The organism is Yoonia maritima, from assembly GCF_003003285.1.
In the GTDB taxonomy this organism is placed as follows: Bacteria; Pseudomonadota; Alphaproteobacteria; order Rhodobacterales; family Rhodobacteraceae; genus Yoonia; species Yoonia maritima.
This window is the reverse complement of sequence record NZ_PVTP01000001.1, coordinates 257,838-275,564: the sequence shown is the minus strand read 5'-3', so window position 1 is coordinate 275,564 and position 17,727 is coordinate 257,838. Positions and strand designations below refer to the sequence as shown.

Sequence of the window (17,727 nt, the reverse complement as noted above, 5' to 3'; positions counted from 1 at the left end):
TGGCCTATGCCTTTAAAAGTCGGTCACCGACACGAACAACACCGTCCTGCACGATCGAACATAAGATACCACGTAAACGATACGGGCGGTTGGCGCGTCGATTGATCCATCGGACGCTCTCAGCACCGTAATTGTTGCGCCATTTCACACAGCCTGTGTTGAACTGGACGCTGACTTCGATCACCGCACTACCAACGTTTAGGCGTGTCCCCACCGGCAGGTTTTCCATGCCGAGGTCCATATCTACAACCAGTGGATCACCGGGGTGTCGATCTTTGTTGTCTTGATTGCGCCAACATAAATCCATGACCCGCTTTGACAGAACCGAGACCTGAATTTTCGGGTCGGGTGATCCGTCGGGCAGCCGAAGCCACGGTGACGTTTTCCAACGATCACCGATGATTCCGTTTTCGACCGTTAGCTCCAGGCTGTCTGGAAATGCGCGCGCCCCAACATCGGGACGCAGGCATAGTTCATTTATGATGGCACCATCTTTTGGCGCAGCAAGCACATGGCTAAGTGCAGCTTCGCACTCGGCCAGTGTAACCTGCACGGTCATGCGTCAGCGGGCGGTTGCTCGCCTTCTTCTTCGCCCGGCGGACGCAGCGCGATGATACGCACGCCCGGCGCACCTTTGACCTCTTCGTCTTTGCGCACCAAACGGATCGCACCGCTTGGACCAATACGCGCGAATAGATGTGCACCCGGGCGCTTTGTCCGCCAGTCTTCGAGCGTATATTCTTCGGTTAGGCGAGTAATCCGGAAGGTCCAGCCTTCTGCTATCATCCGGTTTAGGCCAGCATGCGTTTCCTCTGGTCCAAAGTTACGCCCGCCCAAGGTGCGCGGCAGTTGGTGGCGTGCGCTATCGCTTTTTGCACGCATCACTTGGAACACGGAATCGCGACCAAATTCGGGTGCAAGGTCGGTCGCCACCAGCGTGTTATAAGCATCGTTATCAGTGGCCGCGACCAGTGTCGCGTAGCTGATCAGTTCCAATCGCTGCTCGGCCGCCTCGGACAGAATATCACCCGAGAAAGTCGGAATTCCCGCAGCCCGTGCGCCGCGCAGATTACCAAAGTTGGGATCCGTCATCAGCACTGGGACCTCGGCCTTTTTCAAGGCTTCGGCAAATGCGGTTGTCCAAGATGAGCCACCAATCACAACAACACCCGGCACGTCGGCCCCAGTCAGCCCAAGCCAACGCGCAAACGGCGCGAGCGTGAAGCCGTGCAGCACAACGGTAAATGCCACAAGAACGAATGCGAGCGGCCCGATCAGGGTGGCATCCTCGAAACCCAGACCGATCAATCGATCACCGAACAGCCCGGCAACAGCAACCAAAACAACGCCACGTGGCCCTGTAAACGCGACAAGGATTTGTTCTTTGAACGGCACACCTGATCCCATCAAGGACAACATCACCGTAAGCGGACGCGCAACCAAGACGACCGCCAAAACAAACGCGATTGCCCGCATATCAAGCTGCCGCAACGCGCCGAAATCAAGGCTAGCGGCGAGCAAGATAAACACGCCCGAAACCAGCAGAACGGTCGCGTGTTCCTTAAAGCGGCGTAGTTCCTCATAGCTGGGCAGGTTCGCGTTCGCGATTACGATGCCCATGATCGTCACAGCCAAAAGGCCACTTTCATGAAGCACGTAGTCGGACACGCCAAAAATTGCCAGCAACAGCGCAAACAACACTGGCACCTTCATATACTCAGGGACCCAGCCACGCTTGAATGAACGCGCAAGGCCATAGCCCGCCGCCACACCAAGGATTGTTGCAAAGCCGATCCCGATTACCAAATCCATAACGGCCGCTTGGACGGTCGTAGCGGTGTTCAAAACCAAGACGACTTCATACGCGAAAACAGCCGCCAACGCACCGATTGGGTCGTTGATGATTGCTTCCCACTGCAAAAGCGCCGCAGGGCGTTTGGATAGTCGTGCAGTACGTAACAAAGGTGCGATTACTGTGGGGCCTGTGACGATCATGATACCGCCAAAGACAGCAGCGCTTTCCCATGACAGCCCTGCCCCGTAGCGCAACGCCAATGTCGATGTCAGCCATCCCAATGGGGCACCAACAAACACCAATCGCCGCACGCCTTTGGCAGCGTCACTTAGCGAATGAAAGTTTAACGTCAGCCCCCCCTCGAACAGGATGATCGCAACAGCAATCGAGATAATCGGCCCCATCAGCGGCCCAATATCACGCGCCGGGTCAAACACCCCCGCCACTGGACCAACCAGAACGCCTGCCACCAACATCAGCACGATTGCTGGCATGCGCAACCGCCACGCAAGCCACTGTGATCCAACGCCAAGTGCGCCAACCAGCGCGAACGCCATTACTGGCGCCATTGCGCCTGCTTCAACTTCAATTGCCATCAATTACCCCCGCCGGAATGACTTCACCGCCGATTAACCGTTTATGTTCTTGGATCGCGAACCGATCCGTCATGCCTGCAATATAGTCAGCAACGATGCGTGCCAATGTTATTTGATCAGGTGCATCGGCCACATCCTTGCGCCATTGCTTTGGCAACTCGTCCGAATTTTCCATAAAGAATGGAAACAGGTCGTTGATCATTTGTGTCACAACCACGCGCATTTCCACAACCGCCGGGGCGCGATACATACGATCAAACAGGAATTTTCGTATGACTTTTAGGTCCGTCCAGAGCTCTGGCGAAAACTGAACCATCATGCGTCCGGCATGGCGAATGTCATGCACTGTCGCCGGATTTAGGTCCGACAAATTACGTTGCGTGACCGTGATCACGTCTTCGACCAACACCCCAAAGAACCGGCGCAGCGCTTCGTGGCGGCGGCGGTAATAGTTCAACCCGGGGTATTTTGCGTCGACCCGAGCAAAGCAATCAGACAAGATCGGCAGCTCTGCCAGATCATCCGTGCTGAAAAGTTCTGCACGAAGTCCGTCATGTAAGTCATGGTTATTATAGGCAATATCATCAGCCAATGCCGCAACCTGTGCCTCTGCACTTGCGTGCGTATGCAATTCAAGATCATGCCGCGCGTTATACGCAGCCAATGCATAAGGAATGTCGCCCGTCACCGGGCCATTGTGTTTGGCAATGCCTTCCAGCGTCTCCCACGTCAGGTTCAAGCCGTCCCATTCAGCATAGTGTCGTTCAAGGCTGGTCACGATCCGCAGCGCCTGCGCATTGTGATCGAAACCACCGTAGGGCTGCATCAATTCATCAAGCGCCTCTTCCCCGGTATGACCAAAGGGGGTGTGACCCAGATCATGGGCCAGCGCGACAGCTTCGGTCAATTCCACGTTCAAACCAAGCGTGCCAGCGATCGTACGGGCAACCTGTGCGACCTCGATCGAATGTGTCAGTCGAGTGCGGAAATAATCGCCTTCATGTTCAATAAACACCTGCGTCTTATGTTTGAGCCGCCGAAAGGCCGATGCGTGGATAATCCGGTCGCGATCCCGTTGAAAAGGTGAACGAAAATAGCTTTCTTCTTCGGGGTAAAGTCGCCCGCGCGCATTTTCCGGGTCGGTCGCATATGACGCTGTCATGATATTTGCCTGCCTTGTCCGTCTTGCCTGTGATCCCTATATTGCAATTGAACACAAACGAATAGGTCGCAAAATGCTGACGATTCCCCCCAAAGTGACCCCACGCGCCTTTGAAAGGCTTGCAGAAATCGGGGCCGCGTCCCAAGGAAAGGCGCTTCGCATCGCTGTTGAAGGCGGCGGATGCTCGGGCTTTCAGTATGAAATCGACTTAGACGAACCAAAAGAAGATGATCTGGTTCTGTCTGACAACGGCGAAACCGTTGTGATTGATGCGGTGTCCCTGCCCTTTTTAGCTGACGCCGTCATCGATTTTTCTGAAGAACTGATCGGCGCACGCTTTGTCATCGAAAACCCGAATGCTGCTTCGTCTTGTGGCTGTGGCACTTCGTTTTCGATGTAATGCAAAACAATCCAAGGCTGGCGCGGCTGATCTTGGATCAGGCGCAACGCGATGAACGAGATGATGATTGGAGCGGTCGCGAGATCGAGATCGCAGATCTGTTGGATCAGGCGGTCACGACTGGCCAATCTCGTATCGATCTGCGCAACAGGCTTGTTACCGGCACACGTGCCACGAATTCGATGATCTACCGTGACTTGGCCGAGGCGATTTCCGAATCCCTAACCGATCAAATCCGGGATTTGGATAGCGACATCGCCAAGCTCGAAAATGACCTAATCCCAAGCCGTTTGGTCATGGGAACGATTATTGGCCTGATGCTGGGTGCTTTTGGGGCGGTGGTCTATGGATCTGCCGATGTTTTGACCGCTGCCAGTATTACAATTGCGATGGTCACCGCTTTTTTCGGCGTGCAGGCATACCGAAAGCGTGCGTTCGCCATTATATCAACACTGAAAGGACGCCGAACAAATTATGACGCTTTCCGCAATCTTTTGCGCAGCGACCCATAATATGCTAAGCGTCTGGTGACAGAGGAGTCTCACAATGCTCGACCAACTGATGAAGATCACCCCGACAGAGATCGCCTTGGCGATTTTCGCTGTTGCGATGCTTGTGCAGCTTGCGGTTTTTCGTGCCCATGTGAATAGCGCAGCCGCCAAAGGGAAAACTGTACGTTTTCCGGGCCTGATGACTTCGCTTGCTCGTATCCCCGTACGTACTGACGACAAACCCAAAAGCTAAACGCTTGTGCATTGCCGCCTACTGCGGCAAAACTGCCCCAAACGAGGGGCAGCCATGAAAATTGCGACATTCAACATCAACGGCGTGAAAGCACGCATCAATGCGTTGACCGACTGGTTGGACGATGCCAACCCCGATGTCGCGATCTTACAAGAAATCAAGTCAATCGACGAAAACTTCCCCCGCGAAATCCTAGAAGACAAAGGGTACAACGTCGAAACCCATGGTCAAAAGGGATTTAACGGCGTCGCGATCCTGTCCAAGATCCCGCTAGAAGACGTGACACGCGGCTTGCCGGGCGCCGCTGGCGCTGGACGTGAAGGTGTCGATGACGAAGAAGCCCGCTATATCGAAGCAACCGTCGTGGGCGATGTCGCGATCCGCATTTGCGGGCTTTATCTACCGAACGGCAACTCTGCCCCCGGCCCGAAATACGACTACAAATTGCGCTGGATGGACCGACTATACAATCGCGCCCAAGAGCTGATAGCAGCAGAAACCCCTGCCCTTATGGCTGGCGACTACAACATCATCCCTCAGGCCGAAGACGCCGCGCGCCCAGATGTGTGGCGTGAGGACGCATTGTTCCGCCCAGAAAGCCGCGCGGCATTTCGCAAAATCATGAACCTTGGCTTTACCGAAGCCTTCCGCGCCCGCGAATCTGGTGCAGGCCATTATTCGTTCTGGGATTACCAAGCTGGCGCTTGGGAAAAGAACAACGGCATCCGCATCGACCATTTTTTACTGACCCCACAATGTGCGGATTTACTGAACAACTGTTGGATCGAATCCGAGGTGCGCGGCAAAGAAAAGCCATCAGACCACGTACCCGTATGGGTTGACCTAGCCGCTTAAGCGACTAAATAGACAAAAACAATAATCGAGTAGATTTGGTTAGCTGTAAGGAGCGCGTTGAAAATGCTCGGAAAATATTTGTTTGCGGCCGTGTTCATGGCCTGCCTCATCCCAACTATGTCCATTGCACAGTGCCGTATTGCTGTCGCCGGGACCAATTGTGTCGCAGTTCCAGCGTCCACAGCGCCACGCCCTAGTCCGGTTGAAGTCGGTAGTTACTTAGAACGTGGCGAACATTCGGTCCTAATGAACGCACGCTATTACGGACTGCCGCCAGTCAGTAACGGTTGGGTCTATATACGTGTCGAAAAGGACGTATTCCGCGTTGATTTTGGCAGTTACGAAGTGCTTGAGCGGGTCACATACATGACCAACAATCACTGGCGCTAAGCGTCAGCGATCTAAGGCGATCTTTGCAGCCGCATATTCTGTTACGCCCTCATCAGTTCCATCCGTAAAGGCCGCAACTGTCATTGAATCATCCCGGTCATAGAAATGCATCACGGTGTTGACGCAGAACGGCCCGACACCCGAATGCCCAAAAACGCGACCAAGCCCCGTGATTTCACCGCTCATTAAGCCAAGACCATATCCGCATGTCGCCCAAGGCCTGCCGGGGATGGGGCCACCAAGCGGGTATGTCACCAGCATCTGAGCCAAAATTTGCGTCCCAAGCAATTGCCCGCAGAACAACCCGTGCAATATCTTAACCGCATCGGATGCAGTTCCGATCAAACAACCATGATAGACCCAGCGCGGGTGGTAGCGCTTTGCCGCGTCCCAATGTGTTTCCGCAAATTCTGACTGCTCTTGCGCCAGCTTTACACTCTGTGCACCTAGCGGTTCGAAAATGAGGGTCGATAGCACCTCGACCACTGGCGCATTCGCAGCCTTCTCCATTTCCTCAAGGACGTACATGTAGCCGATGTTTGAATAGGACCAGCCATCGCCCGGCGCAAACAACGCCCCATTTTTCAACGCGTGACGAAGCATGACTTCACGCGGCCAAGGCTTCTCAGATTTTGCAACGGCCTGCTGATACGCTGGCACACTGCCGTAATCTGGCAATCCCGCCGTGTGCATTAACAGTTGGCGCAACGAAAATGATTGGCCGTCAATGTTTGCATCCAGATCAAGCTGCCCACGCTCGACCAACTGCAACGCCGCGATAGCCAGAACTGTTTTCGTAAAGCTCCAATACGGAAACGTAGCCTCGGCAGCACCGGTACTTCGTTCAGATCCCGAACGCGTAACCCAGTACGTATGCATCGGCCCGTTAGACATCCCCAGCGGTCACATCGTGGTCATACAACCAACCCATGCGATTTAAGAATGCATCCGGCGCTACGGTTCCGATAGTCCGCAGCCCTAAATGCGCAACACGACGCTGTAACCCACTTAGATGATAGTTGCGCGCGTTCGCGTTCGCGCCTTTTACGGCTTTTACCACACGGTTGCGCCGCGTGGCTTGGTAGGCTTGCAACCCCTGTGACAGATCGGCGTTTTCATCGCAGCAACGGGCCAAAACATATGCATCTTCAATCGCAAGGTTCGCACCCTGCGCAAGGAATGGCAGTGTCGGATGAGCCGCATCCCCTAGGATCGCCACCGAACTTGCATGCCAGCGTTGGGCAACCGGATGGCGGAACAGCCCCCACAGGTTCACCTTTTCAACATCGCTCAGAATGGATTTCAGGCTCCAGTGACAGTCTGCAAAAACTTGGCGCAGATTGCCCGGGTCATCTTGGTGATGCCAGCCTTCTTCGGCCCACTGGCTGCGTTGCTGAACTGCGACGATGTTCAGCCGCCCGCCAGACAACGGATAAGTCACCATATGCCGGCCCGGCGCCATCCAGATGCGAGCAACCGGGTCAGCCTCTTCGACCTTGACCAATGCGCGCCATGCCACCTGCCCTGTAAAGAACGGCTCTGTCGGTTTGTTGATCAAACCGCGTATGTTCGACCGTACACCGTCAGCACCAATCGTCAGGTCTGGCGTTACGCGAATACCATCGACTTCAAACGATCCATCGGGCCGTACGTCCGTGATCCGCGCGTTAAGCTGCACGGTCACGCCATTCGCGGCGCACCCCCGTGCAAGTAGATCAATGAGCGCCGCGCGGTGAAAGAAACGATATGGAGGAGATTGAGAAGTCAGATCAAAACGCGCAATTTCACGCCCTGACAAAGCATCCGTCGGAATCACAGCCTTGGCTTTGACCCCGCTCATATCAAGCGCGGCTTCAAGACCAAGCGCATAAAGCGCCCGCATTCCATTTGGCGTAATTTGCAGCCCTGCGCCAACCTCGGTTAGCTCGGGCGCTTGTTCGTAAACGGTGACCGTAGCGCCCTGCCGCGCAAACGCCAAGGCTGCAGTAAGGCCACCGATGCCGCCACCGATGATGGCGACATTGCGTTGTGCGTTATGTTGCACCTTAGTCGTCGCGGTGCACCTTCTCGCGGCGCTCGTGACGTTCTTGTGCTTCAAGGCTCATTGTGGCGATTGGACGTGCATCCAAGCGCTTAAGCGAAATCGGCTCACCTGTCATTTCGCAGTAACCGTATTCACCTTCGTCGATGCGGCGCAGCGCAGCGTCAATCTTGGTGACCAGTTTGCGCTGGCGGTCGCGTGTGCGTAGCTCTAGCGAACGGTCGGTTTCTTCGGATGCGCGGTCTGCAACATCGGGAATATTGCGTGTCTGATCTTTCATCCCTGCGACAGTGTCGCGGGTGTCTTCGAGAAGTTCAGCTTTCCAGTTTAGTAGCTTGCGGCGGAAGTATTCCGTCTGGCGTTCGTTCATGAACGGTTCATTATCGGCTGGAATATAGTCTTCTGGCAGAAACGTTTCGGCTTTCATCGTCATACCCTATCAATTCTCCGGCGTGGCAGAGGATTGGGGCCGTAATTGCATTCCCTCTGCCCTATTTTATGCGGGGTTTACTCTCTTGGACGCCCACTGTCACCCCCTGAAATTATCCTTTGGCGGGATGTTGATGATCGCTGGCGACCTGCTAGGTTGACTACACAAATCAAAGGGTTCGCGAAGATGCAGTTTACCGGTACCGACACTTACGTTGCCACAGATGACCTAAATATGGCGGTAAATGCTGCCATGACATTGCAAAGACCCCTTTTAGTTAAGGGCGAACCCGGCACAGGTAAAACAGAACTGGCCCGGCAAGTCAGCGCTGCGCTAAACATGCCTATGATTGAGTGGAATATTAAGTCCACAACTAAGGCGCAACAAGGCCTGTACGAATATGACGCCGTCAGCCGTTTGCGTGACAGCCAATTGGGCGACGAGCGTGTGAATGATGTCGCAAATTATATCAAAAAAGGAAAACTTTGGCAGGCCCTCGCGGCCCCAGAACGGACCGTTCTACTGATTGATGAGATCGACAAAGCCGACATCGAATTCCCGAACGACCTTTTGCAGGAACTCGATCGGATGGAATTCCACGTCTACGAAACCGGCGAAACCATCCGGGCAAATCACCGGCCGATTATCATCATTACATCCAACAACGAAAAGGAACTGCCGGACGCGTTTTTGCGCCGCTGCTTTTTCCACTACATCCGTTTTCCAGACATGAATACGCTGCGCCAAATCGTCGAGGTCCACCACCCCGGCATCAAAGAGGCACTTCTTACAACTGCGCTGACTCAGTTTTACGAAATCCGCGAGACAGCTGGCCTCAAGAAAAAGCCATCGACGTCAGAAGTGCTGGATTGGCTCAAACTGTTATTGGCCGAAGATTTAACATCTGATGACCTAAAGCGTGACGGTGCAAATGCACTTCCTAAACTGCACGGTGCGCTTTTGAAGAATGAACAAGACGTGCATTTGTTTGAACGGCTTGCGTTTATGGCCCGCTCTGGACGTTAGTCGCGCACGGCTATTTTACTGGTACCGCCCATAAACACAGCTATGGTCGCATTTAGGTTATAAGCAGGTAAAGATGACAGAAACGGTAATCAGACCGCTCCGCGCAACGGATCGACCCGCTTGGGACAATCTATGGGAAAGCTACCTAGCGTTCTACAAAACCTCTTTACCAACAGATGTTTATGACACGACATTCGCGCGACTGTTGAGCAACGACAGCCATGATTTCAATTGCCTGATCGCCGAGCAAAACAATGAACCCGTCGGATTGGTGCATTACCTGTTTCACCGCCACTGCTGGCGCGTCGAAAACGTATGCTATTTGCAGGATCTGTTCGCGGCCCCATCTGTGCGTGGCACCGGCGTGGGGCGCAAATTGATCGAGGCTGTCTATGCAGCCGCTGATGATGCTGGTGCTCCGAATGTCTATTGGCTGACCCAAGACGACAATCAGACGGGTCGCCAGCTTTATGACCGGGTTGGAACGCTCACCAATTTCATCAAATACCAAAGGCCTGCATGAAACGTTTTGCCGCTTTTGCACTGGCCTTGGTGTCAGCTTGTACTCAAGTCCCCGAGGGACCGCCGCCGACCCTGCTTGAGTTTCCGGCGATGCGCAGCTTTGCCACGGCCACACCCACCCCACCACAACGTCCAAATTCAGAAATTGCACAGGATTTCCTTGATCTGGCGTTTCGGATGGAAAGCGGTCAGCCGCTTCCTGCGCTCACCCGCTTTGAAGAGCCTATAACCGTGCGAACCGTCGGGCAGTTCCCCACACAGATGTCACGCGATTTGGACCTATTGCTTGCACGGCTACGGTTAGAGGCGCGGATCGACATTCGTCGCACAGACGATCCGAACGCAAGCATTGTCATCGAAACGGTATCACAGCGTCAAATGCAGCGCGCTGCACCGAACGCAGCATGTTTTGTGGTTCCGCGCGTACAAAGCTGGTCAGAGCTTCAACGCTCTGGTCGCAATGGCGCGCTAAATTGGGGAACGCTGACCAAACGCGAACATGCGGCAATCTTCATCCCGACAGGCATCCCCCCGCAAGAAGCGCGCGATTGCCTGCACGAAGAATTAGCCCAAGGGCTTGGGCCACTTAATGATCTGTATCGCCTGCCAGATTCCGTTTACAATGACGATAATATCCATGCGGTCCTGACTGGCTTCGACATGCTCATTTTGCGTGTATTTTATGACCGCGAGTTGCGCAGCGGCATGTCACGATCTGCTGTCGCGGCCCGCGTACCCGGCATATTGGCCCGCCTAAACCCGCGCGGACAACGCGGCGGTGGCGAGATCGCGAAATTGACGCCGCGATCATGGATCAACGCAATGGAAACTGCGCTTAGCGGACAAGGCACTGAAGCGTACCGTCGTGCAGCCGCTGCGCGTGCGATCGACATTGGCAACCAGATAGGCTGGCGTGGCCCGCGTGAAGGGTTTGCCTATTACGCCTATGGACGGTTACAAATCGGCAATGACGCGTCACAAGCGCTGAATTCATTCAACACAGCAAACCGCGCCTACACCCAAAGCCGAACAACCGAAATTCATGCGGCCCATGTAGCTGTCCAAATGGCCGCGTTCACGCTGATATCAGGCGACGCCGAAACCACCATACGCATCACCGATCAGGCGATCCCCGTCGCCCGTCGCCACGAAAATCCAGCACTCATGGCGCTATTGATGATGTTTAAGGCCGAAGCACTCGACATGCAGGGTAACACTGACGCAGGCATGGCCCTGCGGCTGGACAGTCTGGCATGGGGGCGTTACGGGTTCGGAAGCCGTGACGAGGTGATTGATCGGCTTAACGAAATCGCATCACTGCGACCACAAGAACCACCAAGCTAACAAAGGGCTAACCCATGATTTACCCGCTGATCGGAATTCTATTCGGGGCTGTTTTGGGGGCCTTACGTGCCAAGTTGCGCGGCGGCGCTGGCAAAGACATTGCGCAATGGTCAATTGTCTTTGCGATCATCTTTGGTCTTATCGGGCTGTTTATCCTGATCTTTATCGAACGCAGCTACGTTTAACCGATGTTTTTGCCTTTCTTCGACAATTTGCGCAATCAAGGGGTCCCAGTATCCTTGCGCGAATTCCTGTCGTTTCTTGAGGGTATGAAAGCAGGCCTTGCGACCTACGATATCGAGGCGTTCTATTTCCTCGCGCGGACCATCATGGTCAAAGACGAACGCAACCTTGATAAATTCGACCGCGCCTTTGCTGCGACCTTTCAAGGCTTGGACGCGATCCCACCAGAGGCCGTGATGAACGCCGTCGACATTCCTGCCGATTGGCTGGAAAAACTGGCCGAAAAGCACCTGACCGAGGCTGAGAAGGCTGAAATCGACGCGATGGGTGGCTTTGACAAGCTGATGGAGACGCTCAAAAAGCGGCTTGAGGAACAAAAGGAACGTCATCAGGGCGGCAACAAATGGGTCGGCACAGCCGGCACCTCGCCGTTTGGTGCGTATGGCTATAATCCCGAAGGCGTGCGTATCGGCCAAAAAGAGAGCCGCCATCAACGTGCCGTTAAGGTCTGGGATAAACGTGAATTTCGCAATTTGGACGACACTGTTGAACTGGGCACCCGCAATATCAAGGTCGCGCTAAAACGGCTGCGTCGGTGGGCGCGTGATGGCGCACATGATGAGCTGGACCTTAACGGGACGATCCGCGCCACTGCTGAACACGGCTATCTAGATGTGCAGACGCAACCGGAACGCCGGAATGCCGTAAAAGTCCTGCTGTTCCTTGATATCGGCGGCTCAATGGACCCACATATTAAGCTGGTCGAAGAACTGTTCAGCGCGGCCAAATCTGAATTCAAGCATTTCGAGCACTTCTACTTTCACAACTGCCTGTACGAAGGTGTGTGGCGCGACAACGCCCGCCGCTGGGATGCACAAACCCCAACGTGGGACGTGCTACGCACCTATGGCCCTGACTACAAATGCATATTTGTCGGCGACGCGAGCATGTCCCCCTATGAAATCGCATTCAAAGGTGGCGCAAATGAACATTGGAACGCTGAAACCGGGGAAACTTGGCTGACCCGCGCACGCGACCAATGGCCAAGCCATCTTTGGATCAACCCGCTGGATGAACGCTATTGGGGCTACACCCAATCCGTTCAAATGATCCAAGATATCTTTGGCGCAGACCGCATGGTGCCGATGACATTGTCAGGTATCGAAGCAGGTATGAAGTCATTGGGGCGCTGATCCCCATTGCTATTCTGCAACCCGCCCCCAATATCTAAGATATGATCAGATTTACCCCTATTCTGCTGGCGGTCCTTTACGGGCTCGCGATGTATCGGTTCTCCGTCTGGCGCACCGCGCGTGAACTGGACGCAAAGTCGATCGAAATGGACGATCCGGTTCTCAACCAATTGACCGCACGCATGGCCAAAGCCTTGGATATCGAACGCATCCGCGTGCACATCTACGAGATAGAACCCGTGAACGGTTTGGCTGTCGCAGATGGACGGATTTTCATCACGCGTGGTTTTTTTGACAAATACCGCGAAGGTAAAGTCAGCGCCGAAGAAATGGCGTCCGTTATTGCCCATGAATTGGGCCATGTGGCCTTGGGGCACGCCAAGCGTCGTATGATCGACTTTACCGGTCAAAATGCGATGCGCACGGCGCTTGCGATGGTCCTTAGTCGGTTTATTCCGGGTATCGGCCCATGGCTGGCGACGATGGCGATGCGGCTGGTCGCTGCGGGAATGTCGCGTTCAGATGAGTTTGAGGCAGACGCCTATGCATCGGCGCTGCTAACAAAATCTGGCATCGGCACGGCACCGCAAAAATCACTCTTTGCTAAACTTGAAGGGCTGACTGGCGCACGTGGAGCAGCAACGCCTGCATGGTTGATGAGCCACCCAAAAACGCCGCTTCGCATTGCCGCAATTGAAGCAAACGAGGCAAAGTGGCGCTAGGCCACTAATGCCTTGCCAAAGCGTGGAAGCCGCGCTTTTTTCATCAGCGCGCGCATCTCCCATGGTCGATCTGACAGTCGGTTTGCTTCGGCTAAAACGCCATCGGCAACGTTACGCACCTTATCCGGGGCTATGTCGAACATCTGGCGCATGAACCCATCTGGGTCGCGACGCGTCAGGTCTTCTTCTGCTAGGATATTACCAGGGAAGTCCTTGGCATTCATCGTTAAAATCGCATCACATGATCCAACAACTGCCGCTGTAAGCACGTGAATATCGGCAGGGTCTGGAAGCCAAAACCGCGCCTCAATTGCGGTGTCATAGCTGACACTCGCCTTTGAGAACTTCGCATTGAGTGTCGCAATTTCACCGCGCGCCCAGACTTCTTGTTCCGGCCCCAGTTTGATCGTCGCCCGCGCCCATTCTTCTAGGATGCGCGGGCTCCAACGCGGCTCGAAAAGGCCCTGCGCAGCACAGCCAAGCACGACCTCGCGCATGACTGTTGGATAAAGAACGCAGGCGTCGATCATGACCCTCATAGGCGGTAGACAACCACCTTTAGGTAGCCGCTTTCGGCCAAATGTGGCAATTGCGGGTGATCTGGGCCAGCAAAGCCTGTGTAGATGATCTGCCCGCGCCGACCAGCACGGCCAATCCCGCGCGAACATGAATTGCGGAATTTGGTGATGTCAGCCGCGTGTGAACACGAGCACAGCACCAGATATCCGCCGTCCGCGACCAATGGCGCGGCCAAACGCGCGACACGTTCATAGGCCCGTAGCCCTGCTTCGGCGGCATTGCGGGTTGGCGCAAATGCGGGCGGGTCACAGATGACAACGTCGAACTCTGCGCTTTCTTCGGCCAAGGCAGTCAGCACATCGAAGGCATCGCCCTTACGTGTTTCAAACCGATCAGATGCGCCCATAGCGGCAGCGCCCTGCTCTGCTAGTTCAAGTGCGGGGGCTGAACCGTCGACAGACAATGCTGATTTCGCACCGCCAGCCAAAGCAGCCAAACCGAACCCACCAACATGCGAGAAGACATCAAGCACGCGCGCATCCTTGGCCAGACCTGCTGCAAAGGCATGGTTCGGACGCTGGTCAAAGAACAACCCCGTTTTCTGCCCGCCCATAACGTCGGCCATATAGGTTGCACCATTCATCGGCACGGGGATCGGCCCTGCTGGCGCATCACCAACCAGAACTTCGGTCTTTTCTTCGAGACCTTCCAACGTGCGAGCGCGGCCTGTACCGTTCATAATCACGGTGGTTACGCCGGTAACATCCTGCAACGCAGCGACAAGAGTTGCTATCAGAACATCAGCCCATGCCGCATTTGGCTGAACAACGGCGACGTCACCGAAACGGTCGATGATGACACCTGGCAAGCCATCAGATTCTGCGTGGACAAGTCGATAAAACGGCGCATCATACAAGCGTTCGCGATGCGCAAGCGCGCGTGTCAGGCGGGTTGCGAACCAAGCCTGATCGATAACTGCATCTGGATCTTGGTCCAACATGCGGCAAATGATTTTTGACGCAGGCGTCACCGCGACAATACCCATGGGCGTGCGGTTGGCATCTTCGAGCCGCGCAATCGTGCCGGGCGTTAGGTTACGGGTGCGTCGGTCTGTTACCAATTCATTGGCATAGACCCAAGGGAAGCCGTGACGGATGGCACGGGCTTCGGCCTTGGGGATCAAGCGGACGACGGGCAATTCGGGGGAGGTGTCAGTTGTATTCATACTGTTCTCCTACCCCTATTTACCCCCGCTTGGGAAGATGTCTTTAGATAAGCTGATTTCGCAAGGTAGCCGTTAAAAAGTTGGTCACTTCGACTTTTTCGGTGCGGCCTTGGTGCTCTAACGCCATCGCTTCACTACCGCCGGGCGCAGGAAGATTAGCAACAACCCGGCGCGCAGGTTCAATAACTTCGCCAGTGCGTGCATCACGAACAGTCAGCATGAAAATAATGTTGTAAACGCCACCAATGGAACCACGTGTACGTTCGGTAACACCGTGGAAGCGCAAAAGCTGTACATCAACGACAATCGGAACATCACCGCGAATGACAGATTTATTCCGATCAGCAGCAGTTTTAAACATCGCACCGATTTGATCGCCACGCGGACCCGGCGCATCGCCACGCCAGACGATATCAGAGGTTGGGTAATACCGATTTTCTTCAGAAACGGTTAACCCTTCAGCCACGGCAAAGTTTAGACCAGTTAAAGTATATGACCGATCCATCACAGGGCGCACATCAGACTGTGACGTCGGCAACGAACATGCTGCCATCCCGATGAGTAGCACCATTAGGCTAAGTAAGCTTTTGAACATAAACAACTCCTGATCTTTTTTGAAGCTCAACGCGCAACCCGCTAGCACGCTTAATCATAATTTGTAACCGTTTAGGTAGTGCTAACTAACTTTTAGTCACATTCCTTTCGCCATGATACTTGTTAGCGCTAACGGCTTGTGGTAAGATTTGGTCAAAGAAATGCCATGAGGAAGCCAATGCCACTTCATCCCAAAATCGCCGCGGTCACAGATCGCATCCGCGCACGTTCGGAAGATACGCGCCAAGCCTACCTCGAAAATATGGCACGCGCCGCATCTGAAGGGCCACGTCGCGCCCATATGGCCTGTGGCAACCTTGCCCACGCCTATGCCGCGATGGGTGAAGACAAGGCCACATTGGCAGAGGGTCGCGCACCAAACATCGGAATCATCACCGCCTACAATGACATGTTGTCGGCGCACCAACCCTTTGAACTGTATCCGAATCTGATCCGCGCAGCTGCGCGTGCGGCCGGCGGCACGGCGCAGGTTGCAGGCGGCGTTCCCGCTATGTGTGACGGCGTGACGCAGGGCCAGACCGGGATGGAGCTATCCCTATTTTCGCGTGACGTGATTGCGCTGGCTGCAGGTGTTGGTCTTTCGCATAACGTCTTTGACGCTGCGATCTATCTTGGTGTCTGTGATAAAATCGTTCCCGGTCTTGTCATGGCCGCGGCAACGTTTGGCTATATCCCCAGTGTGTTCCTACCCGCTGGTCCGATGACATCCGGTTTGCCGAACGACGAAAAAGCCAAAGTCCGCCAGAAATTCGCTGTCGGCGAAATTGGGCGTGACGAATTGATGGCCTCTGAAATGGCGTCTTACCATGGACCGGGTACATGCACGTTCTACGGCACAGCCAACACCAACCAGATGCTGATGGAATTCATGGGCCTGCACCTACCCGGCGCATCCTTTGTGAACCCGAACACGCCAATGCGCGACGCGCTGACAACTGCAGGCACAGAACGCGCGCTGGAAATCACGGCATTGGGCAACCAGTACACGCCTGTTTGCGATGTCTTGGATGAAAAGGCATTTGTGAACGGCCTTGTCGGCCTTATGGCCACCGGTGGTTCAACGAACCTTGTGCTGCACCTGCCAGCGATGGCACGTGCAGCTGGTATCATCCTTGATCTGCAAGACTTTAGCGACCTGTCAGATGTAACTCCGCTCATGGCGAAGGTTTATCCAAACGGTCTTGCAGATGTGAACCACTTCCATGCTGCTGGCGGTCTTGGGTTTATGATTGGTGAATTGCTGAACGCTGGCCTGCTACACGATGACGTGAAAACAGTCGCGGGTGACGGGCTACATTTGTATACGCAGGAACCTAAACTGACAGATGGTCGGATCACCTATTCCGCTGGTGCCGGCAAATCGCTGAACGAAAAGATTCTGCGCCCTGCAAGCAACCCGTTCCAGCCCGAAGGAGGATTGAAGCAACTCGTCGGCAACCTAGGCCGCGGCGTGATCAAAGCCTCTGCCGTCGCAAAAGAGCGCCACATCGTCGAAGCCCCTGCCCGCGTGTTCCACACCCAAGAAGCCGTTAAAGACGCGTTCAAAGCTGGCGAGTTTACCGAAGACACAATCATCGTGGTTCGGTTCCAAGGGCCAAAATCGAACGGCATGCCCGAATTGCATGGCCTGACACCAACGCTCGCCGTATTGCAAGATCGCGGATTGAAGGTGGCGCTGGTAACTGACGGTCGTATGTCTGGCGCATCCGGCAAGGTGCCGTCAGCAATCCACCTATCGCCCGAGGCCGCCGATAACGGCCCAATCAGCCTGATCCAAGACGGGGACATCGTGCGCCTAGATGCCACAAAAGGCACCATTGATGTCTTGGGCGTGGATCTAACCACGCGCAGCCCCGCAATTGCTGACCTGACTGGCAACGGCAACGGTGTTGGACGTGAATTATTCGAAGTCTTCCGCCGCAACGTGGGCCTGTCCTCTGAAGGCGCCGCAGTGGTTGTCTAGCT

General features: G+C 54.8%; 21 protein-coding genes. 12 read left to right on the top strand and 9 right to left on the bottom strand.

Translation table 11 applies throughout. The features are described 5' to 3' along the window. Positions 1–4 precede the first annotated feature (4 nt). The 3 genes from CLV80_RS01380 to CLV80_RS01370 are packed head-to-tail and all read right to left on the bottom strand — an operon-like array spanning position 5 to position 3,553. Complete coding sequence (locus CLV80_RS01380) at positions 5–559, bottom strand: MOSC domain-containing protein (RefSeq protein ID WP_106353978.1); 555 nt, start codon at positions 557–559, stop codon at positions 5–7. Beyond that, positions 556–2,391, bottom strand: coding sequence for a cation:proton antiporter (locus tag CLV80_RS01375; RefSeq protein WP_106353976.1), 1,836 nt, complete (start codon positions 2,389–2,391; stop codon positions 556–558). Before CLV80_RS01375 ends, CLV80_RS01380 begins: the two co-directional genes overlap by 4 nt. Continuing rightward, complete coding sequence (locus CLV80_RS01370; RefSeq protein ID WP_106353974.1) at positions 2,381–3,553, bottom strand: deoxyguanosinetriphosphate triphosphohydrolase; 1,173 nt, start codon at positions 3,551–3,553, stop codon at positions 2,381–2,383. The genes CLV80_RS01375 and CLV80_RS01370 overlap by 11 nt, the downstream gene beginning before the upstream one ends. 76 nt (positions 3,554–3,629) lie before the next feature. Here CLV80_RS01370 and CLV80_RS01365 point away from each other — a divergent pair, with 76 nt between their 5' ends. From CLV80_RS01365 to CLV80_RS01345, 5 genes are all read left to right on the top strand, one after another. After that, positions 3,630–3,953: a HesB/IscA family protein gene (locus tag CLV80_RS01365; protein ID WP_106354421.1), complete on the top strand. Its 324-nt coding sequence runs from the start codon at positions 3,630–3,632 to the stop codon at positions 3,951–3,953. After that, the gene (locus CLV80_RS01360) at positions 3,953–4,465 is read left to right on the top strand and encodes a hypothetical protein (RefSeq protein WP_106353971.1); all 513 of its coding nucleotides are present in this window, start codon (positions 3,953–3,955) and stop codon (positions 4,463–4,465) included. Before CLV80_RS01365 ends, CLV80_RS01360 begins: the two co-directional genes overlap by 1 nt. 34 nt (positions 4,466–4,499) lie before the next feature. Continuing rightward, the gene (locus CLV80_RS01355) at positions 4,500–4,697 is read left to right on the top strand and encodes a hypothetical protein (protein ID WP_106353969.1); all 198 of its coding nucleotides are present in this window, start codon (positions 4,500–4,502) and stop codon (positions 4,695–4,697) included. A gap of 54 nt (positions 4,698–4,751) precedes the next feature. Then, positions 4,752–5,552: an exodeoxyribonuclease III gene (xth, locus tag CLV80_RS01350; protein WP_106353967.1), complete on the top strand. Its 801-nt coding sequence runs from the start codon at positions 4,752–4,754 to the stop codon at positions 5,550–5,552. Positions 5,553–5,615: 63 nt separating this feature from the next. Continuing rightward, the gene (locus CLV80_RS01345; RefSeq protein WP_106353964.1) at positions 5,616–5,942 is read left to right on the top strand and encodes a hypothetical protein; all 327 of its coding nucleotides are present in this window, start codon (positions 5,616–5,618) and stop codon (positions 5,940–5,942) included. A 3-nt stretch (positions 5,943–5,945) separates the two neighbouring features. Here CLV80_RS01345 and CLV80_RS01340 read toward each other — a convergent pair whose 3' ends face one another. The 3 genes from CLV80_RS01340 to dksA are packed head-to-tail and all read right to left on the bottom strand — an operon-like array spanning position 5,946 to position 8,410. Continuing rightward, positions 5,946–6,836 (bottom strand): serine hydrolase domain-containing protein, encoded by an 891-nt coding sequence (locus tag CLV80_RS01340; RefSeq protein WP_106353961.1) that lies wholly within the window; start codon positions 6,834–6,836, stop codon positions 5,946–5,948. Next, positions 6,829–7,986, bottom strand: coding sequence for an FAD-dependent monooxygenase (locus CLV80_RS01335; protein WP_106353959.1), 1,158 nt, complete (start codon positions 7,984–7,986; stop codon positions 6,829–6,831). Before CLV80_RS01335 ends, CLV80_RS01340 begins: the two co-directional genes overlap by 8 nt. A gap of 1 nt (position 7,987) precedes the next feature. Further along, entirely contained in the window at positions 7,988–8,410 is a 423-nt protein-coding gene (gene dksA / locus CLV80_RS01330; protein ID WP_106353957.1) for an RNA polymerase-binding protein DksA, read from the bottom strand. Between the two features lie 189 nt (positions 8,411–8,599). On the opposite strand from dksA, the gene CLV80_RS01325 reads away from it, so the two are divergent. From CLV80_RS01325 to CLV80_RS01305, 6 genes are all read left to right on the top strand, one after another. Continuing rightward, positions 8,600–9,439 carry an AAA family ATPase gene (locus tag CLV80_RS01325; protein WP_106353954.1) on the top strand — a complete coding sequence of 280 codons (840 nt, stop codon included), beginning with the start codon at positions 8,600–8,602 and terminating at the stop codon, positions 9,437–9,439. Between the two features lie 73 nt (positions 9,440–9,512). After that, a complete protein-coding gene (locus CLV80_RS01320) occupies positions 9,513–9,962 on the top strand; it encodes a GNAT family N-acetyltransferase (protein WP_106353952.1) in 450 nt (149 codons plus the stop codon). Then, positions 9,959–11,305 (top strand): DUF2927 domain-containing protein, encoded by a 1,347-nt coding sequence (locus tag CLV80_RS01315; RefSeq protein ID WP_106353950.1) that lies wholly within the window; start codon positions 9,959–9,961, stop codon positions 11,303–11,305. The genes CLV80_RS01320 and CLV80_RS01315 overlap by 4 nt, the downstream gene beginning before the upstream one ends. A 14-nt stretch (positions 11,306–11,319) precedes the next feature. Beyond that, positions 11,320–11,490, top strand: a complete 171-nt coding sequence (locus CLV80_RS18350) for a hypothetical protein (protein ID WP_165793286.1) — start codon at positions 11,320–11,322, stop codon at positions 11,488–11,490. Positions 11,491–11,493: 3 nt separating this feature from the next. Then, positions 11,494–12,681, top strand: a complete 1,188-nt coding sequence (locus CLV80_RS01310) for a vWA domain-containing protein (RefSeq protein WP_106353947.1) — start codon at positions 11,494–11,496, stop codon at positions 12,679–12,681. Positions 12,682–12,722: 41 nt separating this feature from the next. After that, complete coding sequence (locus CLV80_RS01305) at positions 12,723–13,403, top strand: M48 family metallopeptidase (RefSeq protein ID WP_106353944.1); 681 nt, start codon at positions 12,723–12,725, stop codon at positions 13,401–13,403. On the opposite strand, the gene CLV80_RS01300 is transcribed toward CLV80_RS01305, so the two are convergent. Genes CLV80_RS01300 through CLV80_RS01290 form a run of 3 tightly spaced genes read right to left on the bottom strand, consistent with a single transcriptional unit; the run spans position 13,400 to position 15,742 of the window. Further along, complete coding sequence (locus CLV80_RS01300) at positions 13,400–13,942, bottom strand: RSP_2648 family PIN domain-containing protein (RefSeq protein ID WP_106353942.1); 543 nt, start codon at positions 13,940–13,942, stop codon at positions 13,400–13,402. The two genes, CLV80_RS01305 and CLV80_RS01300, sit on opposite strands and share 4 nt — an antisense overlap. Continuing rightward, positions 13,939–15,147: an RSP_2647 family RNA methyltransferase gene (locus tag CLV80_RS01295; RefSeq protein WP_106353940.1), complete on the bottom strand. Its 1,209-nt coding sequence runs from the start codon at positions 15,145–15,147 to the stop codon at positions 13,939–13,941. Before CLV80_RS01295 ends, CLV80_RS01300 begins: the two co-directional genes overlap by 4 nt. 43 nt (positions 15,148–15,190) lie before the next feature. Then, the gene (locus tag CLV80_RS01290; protein WP_106353938.1) at positions 15,191–15,742 is read right to left on the bottom strand and encodes a DUF6778 family protein; all 552 of its coding nucleotides are present in this window, start codon (positions 15,740–15,742) and stop codon (positions 15,191–15,193) included. 177 nt (positions 15,743–15,919) lie between these two features. On the opposite strand from CLV80_RS01290, the gene edd reads away from it, so the two are divergent. Beyond that, a complete protein-coding gene (gene edd / locus CLV80_RS01285; protein ID WP_106353936.1) occupies positions 15,920–17,725 on the top strand; it encodes a phosphogluconate dehydratase in 1,806 nt (601 codons plus the stop codon). The last annotated feature ends 2 nt before the right edge of the window (positions 17,726–17,727 follow it).

Bases quoted from the DNA above. Each gene is read 5' to 3' on its own strand.
- CLV80_RS01380 (WP_106353978.1), bottom strand. From the start codon at position 559: ATGACCGTGCAGGTTACACTGGCCGAGTGCGAAGCTGCACTTAGCCAT.
- CLV80_RS01375 (WP_106353976.1), bottom strand. From the start codon at position 2,391: ATGGCAATTGAAGTTGAAGCAGGCGCAATGGCGCCAGTAATGGCGTTC.
- CLV80_RS01370 (WP_106353974.1), bottom strand. From the start codon at position 3,553: ATGACAGCGTCATATGCGACCGACCCGGAAAATGCGCGCGGGCGACTT.
- CLV80_RS01360 (WP_106353971.1), top strand. From the start codon at position 3,953: ATGCAAAACAATCCAAGGCTGGCGCGGCTGATCTTGGATCAGGCGCAA.
- CLV80_RS01355 (WP_106353969.1), top strand. From the start codon at position 4,500: ATGCTCGACCAACTGATGAAGATCACCCCGACAGAGATCGCCTTGGCG.
- xth (WP_106353967.1), top strand. From the start codon at position 4,752: ATGAAAATTGCGACATTCAACATCAACGGCGTGAAAGCACGCATCAAT.
- CLV80_RS01345 (WP_106353964.1), top strand. From the start codon at position 5,616: ATGCTCGGAAAATATTTGTTTGCGGCCGTGTTCATGGCCTGCCTCATC.
- CLV80_RS01340 (WP_106353961.1), bottom strand. From the start codon at position 6,836: ATGTCTAACGGGCCGATGCATACGTACTGGGTTACGCGTTCGGGATCT.
- dksA (WP_106353957.1), bottom strand. From the start codon at position 8,410: ATGAAAGCCGAAACGTTTCTGCCAGAAGACTATATTCCAGCCGATAAT.
- CLV80_RS01325 (WP_106353954.1), top strand. From the start codon at position 8,600: ATGCAGTTTACCGGTACCGACACTTACGTTGCCACAGATGACCTAAAT.
- CLV80_RS01320 (WP_106353952.1), top strand. From the start codon at position 9,513: ATGACAGAAACGGTAATCAGACCGCTCCGCGCAACGGATCGACCCGCT.
- CLV80_RS01315 (WP_106353950.1), top strand. From the start codon at position 9,959: ATGAAACGTTTTGCCGCTTTTGCACTGGCCTTGGTGTCAGCTTGTACT.
- CLV80_RS18350 (WP_165793286.1), top strand. From the start codon at position 11,320: ATGATTTACCCGCTGATCGGAATTCTATTCGGGGCTGTTTTGGGGGCC.
- CLV80_RS01310 (WP_106353947.1), top strand. From the start codon at position 11,494: ATGTTTTTGCCTTTCTTCGACAATTTGCGCAATCAAGGGGTCCCAGTA.
- CLV80_RS01305 (WP_106353944.1), top strand. From the start codon at position 12,723: ATGATCAGATTTACCCCTATTCTGCTGGCGGTCCTTTACGGGCTCGCG.
- CLV80_RS01300 (WP_106353942.1), bottom strand. From the start codon at position 13,942: ATGAGGGTCATGATCGACGCCTGCGTTCTTTATCCAACAGTCATGCGC.
- CLV80_RS01295 (WP_106353940.1), bottom strand. From the start codon at position 15,147: ATGAATACAACTGACACCTCCCCCGAATTGCCCGTCGTCCGCTTGATC.
- CLV80_RS01290 (WP_106353938.1), bottom strand. From the start codon at position 15,742: ATGTTCAAAAGCTTACTTAGCCTAATGGTGCTACTCATCGGGATGGCA.
- edd (WP_106353936.1), top strand. From the start codon at position 15,920: ATGCCACTTCATCCCAAAATCGCCGCGGTCACAGATCGCATCCGCGCA.